Origin of the sequence: Achromobacter sp. PD1, assembly GCF_048541815.1 — a bacterium.
GTDB lineage: Bacteria > Pseudomonadota > Gammaproteobacteria > Burkholderiales > Burkholderiaceae_B > Achromobacter > Achromobacter bronchisepticus_A.
Map to the genome: position 1 here is coordinate 1,714,780 of NZ_CP183349.1, position 20,451 is coordinate 1,735,230.

The window sequence follows — 20,451 nt, forward strand, 5'->3', positions numbered from 1 at the left end:
TATCGTGTGCCTCAGGGCACGACGGTATCGGCCACCAGCGTCAGTCCGTTCGCGTGGACGCCGATGCCGGATAGCGCGCCGCCCAGGTCGCCCGCCCGCGCGGCCGCCGTGCCGGACTTGCTGACGCGGATCTCCACCCGCACCTTGCTGGCACGCGACAAGGTCGCGTCCGGCGACATGGCGCTGCTATCGTCCAGCACGAAATCCCGCGGCAGGTCCGAGACCTGCATGCGCAGGATGGCCAGCGGCATGCGCGATCCCTCCTCGGGACGCGCCAGGATGAACACGGTATCGGAGGGCTGGACCCGGCCGCGCAGCGCGTCGGCGATGCTGGCGCGTCCGCTGATGCGGGCAGCGGTGACTGCGGGCGTAGGCGCTGCGCCAGCGGCGGGAGGAGCCGATGCCGAGATGGGGGCGGATCCGGAGGCCGAGGCTGTGGCAGTTGTACTGGCAGGCGCGCCCGCCATGGCGCGCGCCTGCGCGATGTTGGACTGGATCTGGCGCGCGGCTTCCGAGTCCGGCGGCAACTGTGCCTGCAGCCGTTCCCAATGCGCCAGCGCCTCGGCCGCGTCGCCGCGGCGCAACGCCATCATGCCGGCCAAGGCCAGGGCCTTGGGTTGGTCCGGCTGCGCGGCCAGGGCTTGCGCCACCGCCGCGATGGAGGCGTCGTCGGGGTTGCCCTGGTTGGCCGATAGCAGCGCGTCGGCCAGGTCGGCCAGTACCGCGGGCTGGCCAGGAACCAATCGCAGCACCTGTTGGTAAGCCGCTACCGCATCGGTATAGCGTCCCAGGGTTTCATACGAACGCGCCAGCATGTACCAGCCGTCGGCGTCATCGGGCGCGGTCCGCAGCCGCTGGGCCAGGGCATTGATGGCCAGCGTCATGTCATTGCCGGCGTCCGCCGCATGCGGTTCGGCGGGTTGGCCCGCGCTGGCGCTGGCCGCCGCGCGCGGGTTGCCCAATTGGCCGTACAGCAGCACGGCCGCCACCGGAATCAGCACGGTCAGCAGGCAGGCGGCGGTGATCCCGGCGCGTTGTCCAGCCCAGGGCGCGCTGCGGCCGCGCCGCAAGTCCAGGTCCTGCAACAGGTCGCGCTGCAGCTCTTCCTCCGCGCGTATGCCGGCGGCGGCAGTGAGGCTGCCGTTGTCCATGTCCCGCCGCAATTGCTCGCGCTGCGCCAGATAAAACGCGCGCACATTGGCCTCGGACGTGGGTTGTGCGGCGGGCGCGCGTCGCAGCAAGGGCGGAATCAGGCAGAGCAGGGTCGCCAGCAGCAGGAGCACCACGATGATCCAGAGTGCGGTCATGAGCCGGTATCCAGGAAGCGCGCCGCGCGCGCGCGTTCGTCGGCGGTCAGGGGCGCGCGCGCGCCGGCGCGGCGCTTCAAGGTGCGCACCAGCACCACGAAGCCCAACGCCAGCAGCGCGAACGGCCCCAGCCATAGCAGCCAGGTGATGGGTTTGAAGGGCGGGTCGTAGCGCACGAAGTCGCCATAGCGGTCTTCGAAGAAGCGCATGATCTGCGCGTCGCTGCGGCCTTCGGCCAATTGATCGCGGATCAGCTTGCGCATGTCCTGGGCCAACGGCGCGTTCGACTCGGCCAGGGTCTGGTTCTGGCATACCAGGCAGCGCAGTCCGTGGGCCAGCTTGTCGGCGCGTTGTTCCAGGACAGGGGGCAAGGGCTGCGCGGCGCCGGCGTGGACCTGGGCGCGCGCGGCAGCGGTCAAGGCCAGCGCCAGCAGCAAGGCGCGCAGGGCGGTCCGCAACAAGCGGCAAGGCAGGGCGGCGGGCCGTTTCATTGCAGCGCCTCGATGGCGGGCTGGATGCGGTCGCGCCAGATCTCCGGCGTGATCAGGCCCAACTGCTTGTAGCGGATACGGCCGTCGCGGTCGATCACGAAGGTCTCGGGCACGCCGTAGACGCCATATTCGATGCCGACGCGGCCATCGATGTCGCTGGCGGACGCGATGTAGGGGTTGCCGTTGCGCGCCAGCCAGGCTTCGGCTTCTTCCGGCTTGTCCTTGTAGTTCAAACCATACAGCGGAATGCCGTGGCGCCGGGCGGCTTCGCGCAGCACCGGCAGTTCGTCCTTGCACGGCCCGCACCAGGACGCCCACACGTTCAGCAGCCAGACCTGGCCGCGCAGCGATTGCACTTCCAGTTTCCTGCCGGGGTCCAGCAGCACGGGCAGGCCGATGGCGGGGGCGGGCTTGTCTATCATGGCCGAGGGCACCGCGCGCGGATCGCGCGACAGGCCCATCGCCAGGAACACGGCCATCGCCAGGAAAGCGGCCAGCGGCACCAGGTAGCGCAGCATCAGGCGCCCTCCCGCGTGGGCCGCGCGGCCCCGGGCATGGTGGGCTGCGGCGCGCGCGCCGGCTCCTGCGCGCGGCGGTAGCGCTTGTCGCCGGCCGCAAGCAGGCCGCCCAGCGCCATCAGGATGCAGCCCGTCCAGATCCAGGTCATGAAGGGCTTGACCTGCAGGCGCACCGTCCAGGCCTTGTCGCCCACCGGTTCGCCCAGCGCCACGAACAGGTCGCGGGTGAAGCCGCTGTCGATGTCGGCCTGGCTCAGCGCCATGTCCTGCACCGTGTAGAGGCGCTTTTCCGGATACAGGGTGAGCACCGGCTTGCCGTCGCGGGTCACCGGGAACACGGCGCGCTGCGCGCTGTAGTTCGGCCCGGCAGCCGGGGCGATGCTGGCGAAGGTGAAGGCGTAGCCGCCGGCTTCCTGGGTGGCGCCCAGCTCCATCCGCAGCTCCTGCTTGACCTCATAGCCATTGGCCAGCGTGACCCCGGCGATGAAGACACCCATGCCCGCGTGTGCCAGCAGCATGCCGTACCAGGAGCGCGGCTGGCGCCCCAAGCGGCGCAGCCAGTTGCCGTCGCCGTCCGTCAGACGCTGCCAGGCGTGCGCGGCGGCGCTGGCGACCGACCACGCGGCCAGCCACAGGCCCAGCATCACCATGGGCGAGCCCAGCCGCGCCGGGCCCGGCATGGCCAGTGGCAGCAGCACGGCCGTGGCCACGCTGACCGCGAAGGCGATGCGCAGGCGGCGGCCCAGGTCGGGCAGCTCGGCCTGTTTCCAGCGCGCCACCGGACCGACGCCCATCAGGAAGATGGCAGGCGTCATCAGCGGCACGAATACGGCTTCGAAATAGGGCGGACCGATGGAGATCTTGCCCCACTCCAGCACGTCCAGCACCACCGGGTAGAGCGTGCCCAGCAGCACCGATCCCGCCGCCACGGTCAGCACCACATTGTTGGATAGCAGCAGGGATTCGCGCGACAGCAGCGAGAATCCTCCGCCCAGGCCCACCGTGGGCGCGCGCCAGGCATAGAGCGCCAGCGATCCGCCCACGATCACCAGCATGAATCCCAGTATGTACAGTCCGCGGCCCGGGTCCACGGCGAAGGCATGGACGGAAGTCAGCACGCCCGAGCGCACCAGGAACGTGCCCAGGATGCTGAGCGAAAACGTGCAGATCGCCAGCAGCACGGTCCAGCTGCGGAAGGCGCCGCGCCTCTCCGTGACGATGAGGGAATGGATCAGCGCGGTACCCGCCAGCCAGGGCATGAAGGAGGCGTTTTCCACCGGATCCCAAAACCACCAGCCGCCCCAGCCCAGCACGTAATAGGCCCAGGCGCTGCCCAGGAGGATGCCTATGGTCAGGAAGGTCCAGGCCGCCAGCGTCCAGGGGCGTACCCAGCGCGCCCACATGGCGTCCAGCTCGCCCGACAGCAACGCGGCGATGGCGAAGGCGAAGGCCACCGAAAAGCCCACGTAGCCCATGTACAGCATGGGCGGATGCACGATCATGCCGGGATCCTGCAACAGCGGATTTAGGTCGCGGCCGGCCATGGCGGGCGGCATCAGGCGTTCGAAGGGGTTGGACAGGAACAGCAGGAACAGCAGGAAGCCCACGCTGATCCAGCCCATCACCGCCAGCACGCGGCCGACGAAGGGCAAGGGCAGGCGGCGGCTGCACAGCGCCACGGCCAGGGTCCAGGCGGTCAAGAGGTAAAGCCACAACAGCAGCGATCCTTCATGTCCGCCCCAGACGGCCGCGAAGCGGTAGGCGGCCGGCAGGTCCGCGTGGGAGTTGGCGGCCACGTACAGCACGGAAAAATCATTGTCCAGGAATGCCCAGGCCAGGCAGCCTATGGCCACGGTGGTCAAGCCGAACTGGCCGATGGCGGCGGGCCGCGCCACCCGCAACCCCGCTTGCCAGCCGGTGGTGGCGCCCACCAGCGGCAGCACGCCCTGCGCCAGCGCCACCAGCAGCGCCAGGATCAGGCTGAACAGGCCGATCTCGGGAATCATTGCGCCTCCGCGCGCATGGCGTTAGGCCCGGCGCCCGCGCGCTTGATCGCATCGGCGGCCTCGGGCGGCATGTAGTTTTCGTCGTGCTTGGCCAGCACCTCGGTCGCGCGGAACACGCCGTCTGGTCCCAGCTTGCCGGCCACCACCACGCCCTTGCCCTCGCGGAACAGGTCGGGCAGCAGGCCCTGATACGTGACCGGCACGGTGTGCGCGGTGTCCGTCACCACGAAGCGCAGGGTCAGGCCGTCGGCCTCGCGGCGCAGCGAGCCTTGCTCCACCAGGCCGCCGACGCGGAAGCTGCCGTTGGCGGGCGCTTCCTGCGCCACCACCTGGGTAGGGCTGAAGAAGAACACCAGGTTGGATTGCAGGGCGTTGAGCACCAGCGCGGCGGCCGCGGCCAACAGGCCCAGGCCGCCCACGATGGCCAGCGCGCGGCGCTTGCGCGGGCTCATGGCGCCGTCCCGTCCACGCGGGCGGCAGCCTGCGCCGCGCGCCGGACGCGGCTGCGCCGCCACAGCACCAACGCTTCCAGGCCGATCAGCGCCAGCGTCACGCCATACGCGCCCAGCAGATAGGGGCTATGGCCTTGCAGGGAGAACAGCGCGTCCCAGCTCATGCCGCCTCCCGCCGCGTCCTGTCCGCCCGGACCGCGCCCGGCTCGCGCTCGGCAATGATGCCGCGCACACGCGCCAGCGCCGCCGCCGCGCTGTAGAGCCAGAACGCCGCCACCATCAGCAGCATTGCGGTCACCATGATGTGGGCCATGCTGGGCGCGGTGGTGAGGTTGATCGACGCGCCCTGGTGCAGCGTGCTCCACCAGCGCACCGAGAAATAGATGATGGGCACGTTGATCACGCCCGCCAGCACCAGGATGGCGCCGCCGCGGTCGGCCCGCTGCGCGTCGTCGGCAGCGGCCGCCTGCAAGGCCATGAAGCCCAGGTACAGGAACAGCAGTATCAGTTCGGAGGTGAGCCGGGCGTCCCAGACCCACCAGGCGCCCCAGGTCGGCTTGCCCCACAGCGCGCCGGTCCACAGGGTCAGGAAGGTGAACAACGCGCCGGTGGGGGCCAGCGCCCGCATCATCATGAACGACAGGCGGGTGTTGAAGATCAGTCCCAGGGCGGCGTACAGCGCCATGACCAGGTACAGGAACATTGACATCCATGCCGCCCCGACGTGGATGAAGAGGATGCGGTAGACCTCGCCCTGCTGGCTGTCGGTGGGCGCGACCGCCAGCCCCACGTACAGGCCTGCGGCCGCGAACAGCGCGGCGCCCAGCGCCAGCCATGGAATCATGCGGCCGGCCAGCGGATAGAACGCGGCGGGCGAGGCGTACCGCAGCCAGCCCGCGCCGGCTGCCGCGGCGGGCGGATATGCGTTCAGGGCAGGGTGCTTGTGCATGGCGTCCTCAGTCCAGCGCCACGCGCAGCGCCGCCGAGGCGCTCCAGGGGCACAACAGGATGGCCAGGCACAGGCATGCGCCCAGCAATGACAATTGCGGTCCGGCGCCCATTCCCGCGTGCGAGGCCGACACCGCGCCCGCGCCGAAGATCAGCACCGGCACGTACAGCGGCAGCACCAGCAGCGGCAGCAGGGCGCCGCCGCGCAGGCCCAGCGTCAGCGCCGCGCCCAGCCCGCCCACCAGCGCCAGCGTCGGCGTGCCCAGCAGCAGCGACAGGACCAGGATGCCGATGGCCTGCGGCGACAGGCCGAACTGCAGCGCCAGCACCGGGCTGGCCAGGATCAGGGGCAGGCAGCTGCTGAACCAGTGCGCCGCCAGCTTGGCGCCCACCAGCAGCGGCAGCGGGTGCGGCGACACCAGCAGTTGTTCCAGCGCGCCGTTGTCGTAGTCCTGGGCGAAAGGCCGGTTCAGCGTCAGCAGGATGCCGAGCAGGGCGCAGACCCACAGCACGCCCGGTCCGATGGCCACCAGCAGCGCGGGGTCGGGGCCGACCGCCAGGGGGAACAGCGTGCCGGCCACGATGAAGAACAGGGTGGCGCCCAGCGTGTCCGCGGGCCGTCTCCAGGCCAAACGGATTTCACGCAATGCCAACTGCGACAGCGTAGCCAGCATCCGCGTAGTCATCCATGTTCAGGGTTTGGGTATGCGTGGCGGCGGTGCCGGGTTCGCGGTGCGAAGCGAGCACGGCGGCGCCGCCGGCCGCGAGGTGGGCTTCCAGCGCCAGGCGCAGATGTTCCAGGCTGGCCGCGTCCAGGCCGGCGTCGGGTTCATCCAGCAGCCACAGGGGCTTGGCGCCGAGCACGACCGCCGCCAGCGCCAGCCGCCGGCCCTGTCCCTGGGACAGGCGCAGCGCGGGCATGTCGGCACAGGATTCCAGGCGCCATGCGCGTAGGGTGCCCGATAACCGAGCTTCGGCCTGCGGCGTGCCGGCGACGTGCAGGGCGTAGCGCAGGTTCTCGGCGGCGCTCAGTTCGCCGCACAGGCCGTTGCCGTGTCCCAGGTAGGCCATGCAGGCGCGGTAGCCGGCGGCATCGCGGCGCGCATCGTCGCCGCGCCACAGCACGCTGCCCGCCAGCGGCCGCAGCAGGCCGGCCAACATGCGCAGCAGGCTGGTCTTGCCGCTGCCGTTGGCGCCGCGCACGTGCAGCAACTGGCCGCCATGCAGCTCGAAATCCACGGGCGCGGAACATCCGCGGCGGCTGGCCAGGCCGCGCGCGCAAAGCATGGGCGGCGGCGCGTCAGCGGGCCGCATGCGCCACTTCCTTCGCCGGACCTGCCGGCGCCGGCGCCATGGAGGTCGGGCCCGGCCCCATGTTGGGCAGCTTGTGGGCGATGCCCTTGTGGCAGTCGATGCAGGTCTTGCTCTTGTCCGCCAGATAGGTCGAATGCATGTTCTGCGCGCGCGGACTCTGGCGCGTGAAGTCCATGTATTCGTAGTTGTGGCAGTTGCGGCATTCCAGCGAGTCATTGGCCTTGAAGCGCGCCCATTCGTGCTGGGCCAGCTCCAGGCGCTTTTCCACGAACTTTTCGCGCGTGTCGATGGTGCCGAAGATCTTGCCCCAGACCTCCTTGGACGCCTGCATCTTGCGCGCGATCTTGTCGGTCCAGTTGTGCGGCACGTGGCAGTCCGAGCACAGCGCCCGCACGCCGGAACGGTTGGTGAAGTGGATGGTGCCCTTCAACTCGGCGTACACGTTGTCGCGCATCTCGTGGCAGCCGGTGCAGAACTTCTCGGTGTTGGTGAGTTCCATGGCGGTGTTGAAGGCGCCCCAGAACAGGATGCCGCCGATGAATCCGCCGACCGTCAGGAAGCCCAGGCTGAAATGCACGCTGGGCCGTCGGATGATGTTCCAGTAGCGCTTGATGAGTCCGAGCATGGCTGCCTCCGTCGCTTACTTCTTGGCGGGCGCCGGGGCGGTCAGGCGCTTGAGGATCACATCGATGTCCTGGTAGGTATTGGACACCAGCGGCTTGGCCTCGGTCTGCGGCACGTGGCACTGCACACAGAAGTAGCGGCGCGGCGAGACTTCCGCCAGCACGTTGCTGTCGCGGTCCATGTAGTGGGTCACGCTCAGGGGCGGGGCCTGGGTCTCCTCGGTGTTCACGCGCGCGTGACAGGCCAGGCAGCGGTTGAAGTCCTTGTCGACCTGGTAGCCGTCGATCTTGTGCGGAATGGTGGGCGGCTGCATCGAATACGTGCGCATGCGCCGGATGTCCTTATTTTCGACCGGGCTGATGAGCGGCGGGTCGGTTTCCTGCGCGACGGGGGTGGGGCCGCGCATGGGGTCTTCGACCTCCAGCGGCGGCGCCGCCCAGGCGGCCGAACCAAGGATGACGCATGTCGCGAGAGTAAGGGCGCGTAGGTTCATGGCTGTCTCCGGTTCGCCTTTCAGACCTTGACGATCTTGACCGCGCACTTCTTGAAGTCGGTCTGGAACGAGATCGGATCGGTGGCGTCCAGCGTGACCTTGTTGATCAGCTGGCCGGCGTCGAACCAAGGCACGAACACCAGGCCGCGCGGCGGCTTGTCGCGGCCGCGGGTCTCCAGGCGCGTGCGCATCTTGCCGCGCCGCGACACGACCTCCACCTCGACGCCGCGCCGCAGGCCCATTTCCTGGGCGTCGTCGGGGTGCATGAAACAGACCGCGTTGGGAAAGGCGCGGTATAGCTCCGGCACCCGCCGCGTCATCGAGCCGGAATGCCAGTGCTCCAGGACGCGTCCGGTGGACAGCCAGAACGGGTATTCCTTGTCCGGCGATTCGGCGGGCGGTTCATAGGGCAGGGCGTAGATCACCGCGCGGCCGTCGGCGTTGCCGTAGAACTCGAAGCCGGCGCCCGGCTTCACGTAGGGGTCGCTGCCTTCGCGGTAGCGCCACAGCGTTTCCTTGCCCTTGACCACGGGCCAGCGCAGGCCGCGCACTTCATGGTAAGTATCGAACGGCGCCAGGTCATGCCCATGGCCGCGCCCGAATTCGGCGTATTCCTCGAACAACCCCTTTTGCGCATAGAAGCCGAAAGCCTCGGCTTCCTGGTTGGCGTAGTCCTTGTCGCGCTCGGTGTTGGGGTAACGATTGACCTTGCCGTTGGCGAACAGCACGTCGAACAGCGTCTTGCCCCGGTACTCGGGCTTCTTGGCCAGCAGATCCGCGGGCCAGACCTCCTCGACCTTGAAGCGCTTGGAGAACTCCATCAACTGCCACAGGTCCGAGCGCGCCTCGCCCGGCGCGTTGACCAGCTGGTGCCAGAACTGGGTGCGGCGTTCCGCGTTGCCGTAGGCGCCTTCCTTTTCGACCCACATGGCGGTGGGCAGGATCAGGTCGGCCGATATCGTCGTGACCGTGGGGTAGGCGTCCGAGACCACGATGAAGTTCTCGGGGTTGCGGTAGCCGGGCAGGCCTTCGTTCATCAGGTTGGCCGCGGCCTGCATATTGTTGTTGACCATCACCCAGTAGGCGTTGATCTGGCCATCCTTGAGCATGCGGTTCTGCAGGACGGCATGCGCGCCCACCTTGCTGGGGATGGTGCCGTCGGGCAACTGCCAGATTTCCTCGGCGTGCGCGCGGTGCTTGGGATTGGTCACCACCAGGTCGGCCGGCAGACGGTGCGAGAACGTGCCCACTTCCCGGGCGGTGCCACAGGCAGAGGGCTGGCCGGTCAGCGAGAATGGGCTGTTGCCCGGGGTGGAGATCTTGCCGGTCAGCAGATGGATGTTGTAGGCCATGTTGTTGGCCCACACGCCGCGCGTATGCTGGTTGAAGCCCATGGTCCAGAAAGAGGTCACGCGTACTTTCGGGTCGGCATAGAGTTCGGCCAGTTCCTCCAGTTGCTTCTTGGGCACGCCGCTCAGCTTGGCGGTGTAGTCCAGATCGTACTTGGAGACGAATTTGGCGAATTCGTCGAAAGTCATCGGCTTGGAGCCGCCGGCATCGCGGGCGTTCTTGGCGGCTTTTTGCAGCGGATGGTCGGGGCGCAGCCCATAGCCGATGTCGGTATTGCCTTCGCGGAACGTCGTGTGTTTGTCGACGAAGTCGCGGTTCACGCGCTTGGTCTGGATGATATGGTTGGCGATGTAGTTCAGGATCGCCAGGTCCGTCTGCGGCGTGAACGTCAACGCCATGTCGGCCAGCTCGTAGGAGCGGTGCTCGAAGGTGGACAGCACCACCACCCGGGTCTTGGGGGCGGACAGCCGGCGGTCGGTCACGCGGGTCCACAGGATGGGGTGCATCTCCGCCATGTTGGAGCCCCACAGCACGAAGGCATCGGCGTTCTCGATGTCGTCGTAACAGCCCATGGGTTCGTCGGCGCCGAAGGTGCGCATGAAGCCCACCGCCGCCGAGGCCATGCAGTGGCGCGCGTTCGGGTCCAGGTTGTTGGTCCGGAAGCCCGCCTTCATCAGCTTGAGCGCGGCGTAGCCTTCCCAGATGGTCCATTGCCCCGAGCCGAACATGCCCACGGCCTCGGGGCCCTTGTCCTTCAGCACTCGCTTGAATTGCTCGGCCATGACGTCGAAGGCCTGGTCCCAGGACACCGGCGCAAATTCCCCGTCCTTGGCGTACTTGCCGTCCTTCATGCGCAGGAGCGGCGTGGTCAGCCGGTCGTTGCCGTACATGATCTTGGACAGGAAATAGCCCTTGACGCAGTTCAGGCCCTTGTTCACCTCGGCGTTGAAGTCGCCGTGCGTGGCCACGACCTGGTTGTCCTTCACGGCGACGTTCACGCCGCAGCCGGTCCCGCAGAACCTACAGGGCGCCTTGGACCACTTGAGCTTGGCGGCCTCGGATTCGGTGACGATGTTCTGCGTGTAGCCGACGATGGGTATGCCGGCCACGGTGGCGGCTGCTGCGGCGGCGGATTGCTTGATGAAGTCTCTACGAGCCATTGCCATCGTCAATCTCCTCGTTCATCGCGTCCAGCGAGTCGGCATGCTGGTAGACCAGCGCCGAAGCCAGCACGCCATCCAGGCGCTGGATCTCGGAGATCCGGGCCATCATGTCGTCGGTGGAGGGGGCTTCCAGGGTGACCACCAGTTTTCCGGTGTCGGAAGCGCCATGGATTTCCGCTCCGGAGATCGCAAGAATCGCCAGGCGGACGTCGGGCAAGCGGCGCGGCGCGGCGTGCACCACCATGCTGGCGATATGCAGCTCTGGCGGCGCCGCAGGCGGCGCGGAATGGGGGAGCGCGGACATGGGAGGGGTTCCGTCGCGTCGCATCAGCTACCGGGGGGGCCGGCGATCAGTTGATAGAACCAGACGAGGAAACCGTAACCTGCCACGATGATGACCGACAGGACGGGGGCCATGACGGCCGTCAGGAACAGGAAACTTCGAAGTTCCTGAGGCTTGGTGTAGCCATCGGACTCGTTTTGCACACAGCACCTCACTACGACAGTTGGGGCATTGCGTTTAACGTGCGGATATCGAGGCTTTTAGCAGATGGCTTTGAAAGGCGTCAATGTTGCACCACGGCGTAACAATGTGCGCGCGGCGCTGTATAGCAAGATGCAAAACGGTCAGGCTGGCGATGAAAAAACCGTCATTGAAAGATCTGGCTGCAGATGGATGACCCGAAGGCGCGCCAAGGCGCAGAGGCCGACGCGCGGTTCAAACCGCGGGCTGGAGCAGCGCCGGAATGTCCCGCTTCAGCAGTTCCAGGACCGCCCGCACGCGTTGCGGCATCGGACGCAGGGGCGGAAGCAGCGCATTGAGCGGAAGCGGCGGCACGCGATAGCCGTCCAGCAGTTCGACGAGGCGTCCTTGCGCCAATGCCTTGGCGCACGCGGGATGCTGCAGGATGCCGATGCCGCCGCCAGCGAGGATCAGATCGTACATGGGGCGCCAGTGGCTGACGGTCATGGCGGTCTTGATGCGCGTCTGGGTCACCGGGCCGTTCTCGCGCGCCAGCGGCACTTGATCGTTCGCGAAAATAGCCTTCAAACGGATGAACGGATGGGACGCCAGGTCCGCCGGCGCTTCTATTGGGCCGTGAGCCGCAAGGTAAGACGGCGCCGCTACCAGCTTGCGGGCCACCCAGCCAAGCGGAAAGGCAATGTAGCCCCCGTTTTCGTTGAGACGGCCCAGGCGCAGCGAAATGTCGAGGCCTTCGGTGACCGGGTCGGCGATGGTGTCGTTCAGCATGAGATCGATGTGCAGATCGGGGTGGGCCGTGCGCACGTTCATCAGAGCTTTGGGAACCACGATCTCGCCCAGGCACTGCGGCACGGCGAGTCTCAAACTTCCTTGTATCTGAAGGTTGCTCAATGATACGGAATTTATCGTCATTTCCGCCGCATCCAACAACTGCTTGCCCTGTTCGCAGAACGTCCGGCCTTCAGCGGTGCAGCTCAGTTTGCGCGAACTGCGCACCAAGAGGCGGGCACTGAGGAAACGCTCCAGCTTGTCGATGCGTTCGCTCACTGACGGTTGGCTCAGGTCGAGATCTCGTGCCGCGCCCGAGATGGTTCCGCGTTCCACCACGCGGAGAAAGATGCGTATCGCTGCCAGCAAATCCACGGAACCGCTCCTCAAGAAACCCATGCCCCGATCCACAGACGGATGAGCGGTCCATTTGTTTAGTGGGCGCAGCGGCGGGCATGCCAGTTCCGGCTGTTACCCGCTAGCGGCCTGCCGGTATAGGCAGGCTAAGCCGATACGTCCCATAGGCCCAAGTGCAATGTGCGATTGCAATTGCGCGCCGTAGTCTTGGTCTCAATGCATCACCCGATGCAGTCGCTGCGGGACTCCTCCGCCGGCAAGCGAGGCGTCCCGCGATGGTCCCGGCGCATTTCCTTTTCCATCTCCATCAATAGATCGACCGCTTGCGTAGCGCAGTTGGCGAGAGTCCGGCTTCGGCCAGAGCGCTTGCGTAGCCGGGTGGCGTGAGTCGCCGCAGCGTGTTCACGGTGCCGTCAGCGCCGCAGGGAATGGCTGCGAAGACGAGAAGTTCCCTAGAGTTTTTGAACTGGAGCACCCATTCATGAACAAGATACTCAGGAACGTTTGGATCAGTGCGGACGAAGACAGGGCGGCAGGCGGGCAATCCGTTCGGAAGCGCCCGAAGCTGAACATGAGGCTCGATATTGCAGCGGGACTTGCGGTACTGGCCAGCCTGGTGGGAACGAGTCCGCAAGTTCATGCGGCAACGTACAACCCGAATGGTTGCGCTTCTCCCAAAGGGACGGGACCTGACGGCATAGCCTATCCTGCGGGTAAGGGTCCGCGCGATGGATCCGGCCTGTGGTCCAACGTGATTGGATGCGATGCCGATGGCGGCAATTTCGTAGGCGTGCAGGTCCTGGGTTTTCAAGCGACGGCGACGGGCAATGCCGCGACCGCCCTGGGGTTTGCGGCTACGGCGGCAATCCGCAGCACAGCCGTAGGCATGCAGGCGGGAGCCCTCGCCCTGGGCTCCACCGCTCTTGGCCAATGGGCGCGCGCCACGGCGGTCGGCAGCGTCGCCATCGGCGGCAATAACTCCTCCAATACCGCGGCGGCGGGGGCGCAGGCTTCGGGTCTCAATGCCGTCGCGATCGCAGGGGAGTCGCGTGCCATGGGGGCGGATTCCGTTGCGATAGGCACGCGTGCGCAGGCTCGGCGCGATGGCGATGTGGCCGTCGGCATCGACAGCGTGGCGGATGGCGCCACAGGGAATTTCTCGGCCGTGGCCATCGGCCGCGGTAGTTCGGCGATCGGTGAAAACTCGGTGGTGTTGGGCAATGCCAATCGGGCCACCGGAGCCGGGGCCGTCGCGCTGGGCAATAGCTCGGCGGCTGCGGGCGCCGCGGCATTGGCTGTTGGCAACGATGCCAACGCGCTGGCCGCGCGCAGCATGGCGTTGGGGTTCGATTCGGTCGCAACCAACTCGGACGACGTCGCGCTGGGGGCGGGATCGGCCACCTCGGCAGCCGTCGGCACGTCCGGCGCCGCAATCGCGGGGCGATCCTACTCGTTCGCCGGGGCGACGCCCGCCAGCACGGTCAGTGTGGGCAGCACGGGTGTGGAGCGCTCCATCACGAACGTTGCGGCAGGGCGGCTCGGCGCTCTCAGCACGGATGCCGTCAACGGCTCGCAGCTTCATGCCACGAATCAGGCGGTGAATGCCTTGGGCGACCGGGCGGTGACCTATGACGGCAACGAGGGCGATCCCAAGAGCCTGATCACATTGGCGGGTTCCGCGTCCACGGACGGCGGCGCGACCGGCGGCACCAGGCTGACCAATCTCGCACGGGGGGCGTTATCGGCCACCAGCACCGATGCCGTGAACGGCGCGCAGTTGCATGAGACGAACCAGGACGTGCAGCGCGTGGGCGACCGGGTGACGACCATGGGCGACACGGTGACCAGCATGGGTAACACCGTGACGACGATGGGTAACACGGTGACGACCCTGGGTGACACCGTGACGAACCTCGGCGACACGGTCACGAGCATCGGAGGCACCGTCACGACCCTGAACGATACGCTCACCAGTCTTGGCGGCTCGTTGGCGAACCTGACCGGCGATACGAGCGGGACGTATACCGATGCCAATGGCCTGGGCATCCGCTATGCGCGGACTAACGAACGGGGGCTGACGCCCAGCGACGCCTACGCGCAGAACCCGGGTAGTACAGCGCTGGGCTACAACGCGCGGGCCACGGCCGACAATGCGCTGGCAATTGGGCGCGAAGCTCAGGCAAGCCATGCCGGCAGCGTGGCGCTGGGCGCGAACGCGGTCGCCAACGGCGCGACGCTGGGCGCGGCGGCGTATCGGTCAGGTACGGCAGCGGTGGCGGGCGCGGCGCCGGTGGGCGAGGTGAGCATAGGCTCGACGGGCGCAGAGCGCCGCCTCACTCACTTGGCTGCGGGCGCTTCCGACACGGATGCGGTGAACGTAAGCCAGCTCAAGTCCGTGGCCGAGAATGTCGGCAGCCTGGGCGACCGGGCGGTGACCTATGACGGCAACACGGGTGATCGCAAGAGCCTCATCACGCTGGCGGGATCGGCATCCACGGACGGTGGCATGACGGGCGGCACCAAGCTCACCAACCTGGCGCGGGGGACGCTGTCGGCCACCAGCACCGACGCGGTGAACGGTTCGCAGCTGCATGAGACGAACCAGGAAGTGCAGCGCGTGGGAGACAGGGTGACGACGATAGGCGACACGGTGACGAACCTCGGCGACACGGTCACGACCATCGGGGGGACCGTCACGACCCTGGGCGATACGCTCACCAGCCTTGGCGGCTCATTGGCGAACCTGACCGGCGATACGAGCGGGACGTATACCGACGCCAATGGCCTGGGCATCCGCTATGCGCGGACCAACGAACGCGGATTGGCGGCCAGCGATGCCTATGCCCAGAACCCGGGTAGTACAGCGCTGGGCTACAACGCGCGAGCCACGGCCGACAACGCGTTGGCGTTGGGCCGCGAGTCCCAGGCGAACCATGCCGGCAGCGTGGCGTTGGGCGCGAACGCGGTCGCCAATGGCGCAAAGCTGGGCGCGGCGGCGTACCGGTCGGGTACGGCGGCGGTGGCGGGCGCTGCGCCCGTGGGCGAGGTGAGCATAGGCTCGACGGGCGCGGAGCGCCGCCTCACTCATCTGGCCGCGGGCGCGTCCGACACGGACGCGGTGAACGTAAGCCAGCTCAAGTCCGTGGCCGAGAATGTCGGCAGCCTGGGCGACCGGGCGGTGACCTATGACGGCATTGCAGGTGATCCCAAGAGCCTTGTCACCCTGGCGGGATCCGCGTCCCTGGACGGCGGCATGACAGGGGGCACCAAACTCACCAACGTGGCGCGGGGAACGTTGTCGGCCACCAGCACCGATGCGGTGAATGGTTCGCAACTGCACGAGACGAACCTGGACGTGCAGCGCATGGGCGGCAGGCTGACCGACCTTGGCGATACCTTGACGACCATGGGCGACACGTACACACACTTGACGGGGAACCCCAACCTGACCAACAAGGCCGACAACGGGCTGGGCTTACGCTATGCGCGGACCAACGAATCGGGGCTGGCGGAAGACGACGCCTACGCGCAGGGCGTGGGCAGCACGGCGCTGGGCTACAACGCGCGGGCCTCGGCCGGCAACGCGCTGGTGCTGGGCCGTGAGGCCCAGGCGAGCCAGGACGGGAGCGTGGCGCTGGGTTCCGGTTCTGTGTCCGCCCGGGCGTTGACGCCGACCACGGGCAGTCTTGCGGTCGGCAGCGGCGGCGCCCTGGTGCCGTTCAACACGGCGGATCTCACCTTGCTTGGCGCGGTATCCGTGGGCCACGATGGCGCGTACCGTCAGATTACCAACGTGGCGGACGGTACAGACGAGCATGATGCGGTGACCTTGCGCCAACTGACTGGCGCGATCGGCTCCTTGACGACCACGGGGACTCAGTACTTCCATGTCAACTCGGCGGCTTCCGATTCCCTGGCGGTGGGGATTGAGTCGATCGCGGTCGGACCGCAGGCGGTGGTCAATGGCGACCGCGGTCTGGGGATCGGGGATCGGGCTGTGGTGGATCAGGGCGCGCCCGGCGGCATCGCCCTGGGACAGCAGGCGCGCACGACGTCGGCGGATGGCATCGCGATGGGAACGCAAGCCTTGGCTGACGCGGCCCAGGGAGTCGCCTTGGGCGCGGGCAGCCAGGTCGTCGCGGGCGGTGGCGTAGCGATGGGCGCGAGATCGGTCGCCAAGGCGGTGGCCGGGGCAGCAGGGTATGTGCCCCTGGGCGCCAATGGCGCGGCCGTGAACGCCACGCGCAGCACCTTGGCCGCGTTGTCCGTGGGTGACGCCGATACCGGTATGTATCGGCAGATCAACGGGGTGGCTGCGGGTACTGTGGATTCCGACGCTGTGAACGTCAGCCAGTTGAAGGCGCTGGCCTCGAATGTGAGCGGGCTCGAAGCGGGAGGGGTGAAATATGACCTCAATGCGGACGGCACCACCAACTACGCCATGGTGACCTTGAACCCCGGCGGCGCAGCCTCCGTGCTGAGGAACGTGGCGCGGGGCGCGCTGTCGGCGGACAGCACGGAGGCGGTCAATGGCTCGCAGCTGTTCGAGACCAATCAGTACGTCAAGTCGATCGGCGATACGGTCGATAACTTCACCAAGGGAGGCGCTGGGATCAAATACTTCCATGCCAATGGCGGGGCGTCGGCGATGCTGCCGGACTCGCAGGCCAACGGCGTCGGGAGTATTGCAATGGGACCGGGCGCGGCGGCCAATGGCGGCGACTCGGTTGCCTTGGGCAATGGCGCGGCAGCGGGCAAGGACGGCGATGTCGCGCTGGGCGCAGGCGCCGTGGCGGACAGGGGCGCGGAGAACTACGCCGGCAAGTATTCGGACACGCAAAACAAGTCGGTCGGCACGGTATCCGTGGGCTCGTCGGGGGCGGAGCGCACGCTCAGCAATCTGGCCGATGGCCGCGAGGCCACGGACGGCGTGAATCTGCGGCAGCTGGACGGCGCGCTCAAGCAGGCCAACGACTATACCGACAAGCGCTTGCAAGATGTGGCAGGCAATGTGCTCCAGGTCGGCGACCAGCTCACCGCGCTGGATGAGCGTGTGGCCAATGTCGAAGGCGATGTGACGAGCATCAGCAATGGCGCCGCCGGCATGTTCCGGACCAGCCAGGAGGAAAAGGCGGCCAAGCCGCCCAAGGCCAGCGGCAGCAATTCGGCGGCGGGCGGTGCAGGCGCGGTGGCCTCGGGCAAGAACAGCACCGCGATCGGCAATGGCGCGCAGGCGACCGGCGCGGGAACCACCGCGTTGGGCAACGGCAGCAAGGCGTCGGGCAGCAATGCCGTGGCGCTGGGCGCGGGGTCTGTCGCCGACCGCGACAACACGGTTTCGGTGGGCTCGGCCGGGGCCGAACGCCAGATCACGCACGTGGCCCGCGGCACCGCCGGAACCGATGCGGTGAACGTGAACCAGTTGCGGGAAGTCGCGAGCGGCTTGAGCAACCAGGTGGCGGGCTTGCGCAAGGACGTGCAAGGGCTGGACAACCGGTTGAGCGCCGGCGTCGCTTCCGCCATGGCGATGTCGGCGCTGCCTCAGGCCTATCTGCCCGGCAGGAGCATGCTCAGCATGGGCGGCGGCACGTGGGGCGGGGAAAGCGGCTTCGCCATGGGGCTGTCCACGGTGTCCGACAGCGGCAGATGGGTGGTGAAGGGCCTGGCCAGCAGCAGTTCGCGCGGCGACTACGGCGCGAGCGTGGGAGTGGGATATCAATGGTGAATACATGCCGCACGAACGCAGGCTCGCGGCCTGCCGCCGCGGACTCAATGATTCATGAGAGGTATACAGCCATGACACGTCGCATCATTCTTCCGGCTTTGATTGCATCGAGCGCATTGCTGGCGGCTTGCCAGCCCATGGCGCCTCAGAAGGGCGCGAATGCCGCGACCCCTGCCATCCAGCCTGCGCCGCAAGACACCGCGGCGCAGGCGCGGACTGCCACGCCGGCGGTCGAGTTCCGCCTGGCCCAGGACCGGCCGGGCGCCGATCTGCGCGAGCTGCGCATGTCCGACAAGACCTACTACTTCCTGCTGGCGCCCGCGCTTACCCGGGCGGATCTGAATGCCGCCACGCCCATGAAGACCCGGGAGGGACAGCCTTTCGTCAGCCTGCGGTTCACGCCGCCGGGTGCGCAGAAGCTGGCGCAGATCGGCCGCCAGTACCCGGGAAAGTGGCTGGTCTTCACCATAGACGGCAGGCTGGTGGGCGTGCCGCGCATCGCAGGCCCCATGGAGGAGGGCATCCTGAACCTGACGATGAACTCGGAGGAACAGGCAATCAACGTTGCGCAGGCGATAGAAGGGGCGGCGCAGTAGCGCCGCCCAGGCCGCGTCAGCCGATCGCCCCATAGATGCGGCGCGCGTCGGCGGCCGTGGCCAGCGGGCGGCCCAGCGCCTGCGCGCCTTGCGCGGCCTGCAGCACCAGCGTCGAATTGCCCGGCGCGGTGCTGCCGTCGCGCAGCTTCAAGTTGTTTTCGAAGCCCACGCGCATGTGGCCGCCGAACGCGGCGGCGGTGGTGACGCAGGCGTTCTCCTCGGGGCCGAAGGCGCATACTGCCCAGGGCAGGGACTGGTCGTACGCGGCCAGGAAGGGCAGCAGGTCATAGGCCGAAGAGGTCTGGCCCGCGCTGTAGCGGCCCAGCACGAACAGCACCGACCACGCTCCCGGCGGCACCAGGCCGCGCGCGCGCAGCGACAGCCAGCGGCGCACGTCGCCTTCGTCGTACAAGATGATCTGCGTCATGATGCGGCGTTCGGCGATCCAGGCCAGGAAAGCCGCAAGCTCGCTTTCCGGGATATCCGGCACGGCGATCTCGCGCAGTCCGATGGACACGGCCTCGGGTTGCAGCTCGCGCACCAGGGCGATCTGCTCTGCCGCCTTGTAGACGCCGGCGGCCTCGCTGGTCACCTGCACCAGCAGTTCGTCGCCCACGGCGCCGTGCACCGCGGCCAGGGCGTCACGGTAGGCCTGGGCGTCCAGCAGGTGGCTGCCGTCGGGTTTGCGCACGTGCATGTGCATCATGGCGGCGCCGGCGTCCAGGCAGGCGCGCGCTTCGCGCGCCAGCGCCTCGGCGGTAAGGGGCATGGCCGGATGGTCGGCGGCCTTCTTGTAGGCGCCATTGGGCGCCACGGTGATGATGACGGGCGAGTCGGCCAGCGCGGCGCGGGGCAGGGGGGTGTTGCTCACGGCTTGATCTCCGGCAGTTCGGGGGCAATCAGGTCCAGGCCCGCGCGCAACAGGCGGTCGTAGCGCGCGCGTTCGGCACTGATGGTTTCGGGCGTCCAGGCGTAGAAGCCCTCGCCCGTCTTCATGCCGTGGCGGCCGTCCTGGGCGCGTTCGGTCAGGCAGCGCGCCGGTTCGCTGGCGTTGCAGAACGTGGGGTACATGGTGGCGCCGGCCGCGGCATGCACGTCGATGCCGGCATGGTCGCGCTGCATCACGGGGCCGGCCGCCAGGAAGCGGAAACCGAAGCCGAAGCGCACCGCCGCGTCCACGTCTTCCGGCGAGGCGATGCCGCGGTCGATCAGGTCGAAGGCTTCGCGCGACAGCGCGTGCTGCAGGCGGTTGGCCAGGAAACCCGGCAGGTCCTGGCGCACCTTCACCGGCACGCTGCCGCAGCGCCGCATGAATTCGATCAGCGTGTCGGCGCAGGCGTTGTCGCTGGCTTCGCCCAGCACCACTTCCACCAGCGGCACCAGATGCGCGGGCATGAAGAAGTGCAGGCCCAGCATGCGGCCACGGGTATCCAGGCCCTGGCTGATGGCGCTGATCGGGAAGCTGGAACTGTTGCTGGCCAGGATGGCGTCGGGCCGGGCGCGTTGCGCCAGGTCCGAGAACAGCGCCTGCTTGATGTCCAGGCGTTCGGGGATGCACTCGATGACCAGGTCCACGCCGGACCAGTCCACCTCGTCCAGGCTGGCGGCGGTGGACAGCAGGGCGGCGTTCGCCTCCCGGCCTATGGTCTTGAGGTTTTCCGCGACGCGGGCGGGCACGCCCGCCGCGCGCCCGGCATTCGATTCGATCACCGTCGTGCGGCAGGCCGCGCGGGTCAATACCACGGCCACGTCGGCTCCCATGGTGCCGCCGCCCACCACCACCGCATGCGCCGCGCCCGGATTGGGCAGCGCGATCGCGTCCGTCTGCATGGTTTGCTCCTTCATCTGAAACTAC

Annotated in this window: 19 protein-coding genes; 2 read left to right on the forward strand and 17 right to left on the reverse strand. The window is 67.9% G+C overall.

Going from position 1 to position 20,451, the window contains the following annotated elements:
* Nucleotides 1–11 precede the first annotated feature (11 nt).
* From ccmI to ACM1PE_RS08130, 15 genes are all read right to left on the reverse strand, one after another.
* On the reverse strand, nt 12–1,307 hold the full coding sequence (gene ccmI / locus ACM1PE_RS08060) for a c-type cytochrome biogenesis protein CcmI (RefSeq protein ID WP_419342941.1): 1,296 nt from the start codon (nt 1,305–1,307) through the stop codon (nt 12–14).
* A complete protein-coding gene (locus tag ACM1PE_RS08065) occupies nt 1,304–1,798 on the reverse strand; it encodes a cytochrome c-type biogenesis protein (protein WP_118933963.1) in 495 nt (164 codons plus the stop codon). Before ACM1PE_RS08065 ends, ccmI begins: the two co-directional genes overlap by 4 nt.
* Nucleotides 1,795–2,316: a DsbE family thiol:disulfide interchange protein gene (locus tag ACM1PE_RS08070; RefSeq protein WP_059379378.1), complete on the reverse strand. Its 522-nt coding sequence runs from the start codon at nt 2,314–2,316 to the stop codon at nt 1,795–1,797. Before ACM1PE_RS08070 ends, ACM1PE_RS08065 begins: the two co-directional genes overlap by 4 nt.
* Nucleotides 2,316–4,322: a heme lyase CcmF/NrfE family subunit gene (locus tag ACM1PE_RS08075; protein WP_419342942.1), complete on the reverse strand. Its 2,007-nt coding sequence runs from the start codon at nt 4,320–4,322 to the stop codon at nt 2,316–2,318. Before ACM1PE_RS08075 ends, ACM1PE_RS08070 begins: the two co-directional genes overlap by 1 nt.
* Nucleotides 4,319–4,774: a cytochrome c maturation protein CcmE gene (gene ccmE, locus ACM1PE_RS08080; protein ID WP_059379380.1), complete on the reverse strand. Its 456-nt coding sequence runs from the start codon at nt 4,772–4,774 to the stop codon at nt 4,319–4,321. The genes ACM1PE_RS08075 and ccmE overlap by 4 nt, the downstream gene beginning before the upstream one ends.
* Nucleotides 4,771–4,938, reverse strand: a complete 168-nt coding sequence (gene ccmD, locus ACM1PE_RS08085; RefSeq protein WP_118933961.1) for a heme exporter protein CcmD — start codon at nt 4,936–4,938, stop codon at nt 4,771–4,773. The genes ccmE and ccmD overlap by 4 nt, the downstream gene beginning before the upstream one ends.
* Nucleotides 4,935–5,723: a heme ABC transporter permease CcmC gene (ccmC, locus tag ACM1PE_RS08090; protein WP_118933960.1), complete on the reverse strand. Its 789-nt coding sequence runs from the start codon at nt 5,721–5,723 to the stop codon at nt 4,935–4,937. Before ccmC ends, ccmD begins: the two co-directional genes overlap by 4 nt.
* Nucleotides 5,724–5,730: 7 nt before the next feature.
* On the reverse strand, nt 5,731–6,396 hold the full coding sequence (gene ccmB / locus ACM1PE_RS08095; protein ID WP_419343821.1) for a heme exporter protein CcmB: 666 nt from the start codon (nt 6,394–6,396) through the stop codon (nt 5,731–5,733).
* The gene (gene ccmA, locus ACM1PE_RS08100; protein ID WP_419342943.1) at nt 6,362–7,036 is read right to left on the reverse strand and encodes a heme ABC exporter ATP-binding protein CcmA; all 675 of its coding nucleotides are present in this window, start codon (nt 7,034–7,036) and stop codon (nt 6,362–6,364) included. Before ccmA ends, ccmB begins: the two co-directional genes overlap by 35 nt.
* A complete protein-coding gene (locus ACM1PE_RS08105) occupies nt 7,023–7,661 on the reverse strand; it encodes a cytochrome c3 family protein (protein WP_059379383.1) in 639 nt (212 codons plus the stop codon). Before ACM1PE_RS08105 ends, ccmA begins: the two co-directional genes overlap by 14 nt.
* A gap of 15 nt (nt 7,662–7,676) precedes the next feature.
* Entirely contained in the window at nt 7,677–8,153 is a 477-nt protein-coding gene (locus ACM1PE_RS08110) for a nitrate reductase cytochrome c-type subunit (RefSeq protein WP_059379384.1), read from the reverse strand.
* Nucleotides 8,154–8,173: 20 nt separating this feature from the next.
* Nucleotides 8,174–10,669 carry a periplasmic nitrate reductase subunit alpha gene (napA, locus tag ACM1PE_RS08115; protein ID WP_419342944.1) on the reverse strand — a complete coding sequence of 832 codons (2,496 nt, stop codon included), beginning with the start codon at nt 10,667–10,669 and terminating at the stop codon, nt 8,174–8,176.
* A complete protein-coding gene (locus ACM1PE_RS08120; RefSeq protein ID WP_059379386.1) occupies nt 10,653–10,970 on the reverse strand; it encodes a chaperone NapD in 318 nt (105 codons plus the stop codon). The genes napA and ACM1PE_RS08120 overlap by 17 nt, the downstream gene beginning before the upstream one ends.
* A 23-nt stretch (nt 10,971–10,993) precedes the next feature.
* Nucleotides 10,994–11,152: a periplasmic nitrate reductase, NapE protein gene (gene napE, locus ACM1PE_RS08125; protein ID WP_013393095.1), complete on the reverse strand. Its 159-nt coding sequence runs from the start codon at nt 11,150–11,152 to the stop codon at nt 10,994–10,996.
* Between the two features lie 232 nt (nt 11,153–11,384).
* Complete coding sequence (locus ACM1PE_RS08130; RefSeq protein ID WP_419342945.1) at nt 11,385–12,293, reverse strand: LysR family transcriptional regulator; 909 nt, start codon at nt 12,291–12,293, stop codon at nt 11,385–11,387.
* 868 nt (nt 12,294–13,161) lie between these two features.
* Between ACM1PE_RS08130 and ACM1PE_RS08135 the strand changes: the two genes are divergently transcribed.
* Both ACM1PE_RS08135 and ACM1PE_RS08140 read left to right on the forward strand, forming a co-directional pair.
* Entirely contained in the window at nt 13,162–18,000 is a 4,839-nt protein-coding gene (locus ACM1PE_RS08135) for a YadA-like family protein (protein ID WP_419342946.1), read from the forward strand.
* Nucleotides 18,001–18,071: 71 nt separating this feature from the next.
* The gene (locus ACM1PE_RS08140; RefSeq protein WP_280014941.1) at nt 18,072–18,596 is read left to right on the forward strand and encodes a SecDF P1 head subdomain-containing protein; all 525 of its coding nucleotides are present in this window, start codon (nt 18,072–18,074) and stop codon (nt 18,594–18,596) included.
* A 16-nt stretch (nt 18,597–18,612) separates the two neighbouring features.
* Here ACM1PE_RS08140 and ACM1PE_RS08145 read toward each other — a convergent pair whose 3' ends face one another.
* Both ACM1PE_RS08145 and ACM1PE_RS08150 read right to left on the reverse strand, forming a co-directional pair.
* Complete coding sequence (locus ACM1PE_RS08145; protein ID WP_419342947.1) at nt 18,613–19,467, reverse strand: 3-keto-5-aminohexanoate cleavage protein; 855 nt, start codon at nt 19,465–19,467, stop codon at nt 18,613–18,615.
* Nucleotides 19,464–20,426: a 3-hydroxyacyl-CoA dehydrogenase family protein gene (locus ACM1PE_RS08150; RefSeq protein ID WP_419342948.1), complete on the reverse strand. Its 963-nt coding sequence runs from the start codon at nt 20,424–20,426 to the stop codon at nt 19,464–19,466. Before ACM1PE_RS08150 ends, ACM1PE_RS08145 begins: the two co-directional genes overlap by 4 nt.
* Nucleotides 20,427–20,451 lie beyond the last annotated feature (25 nt).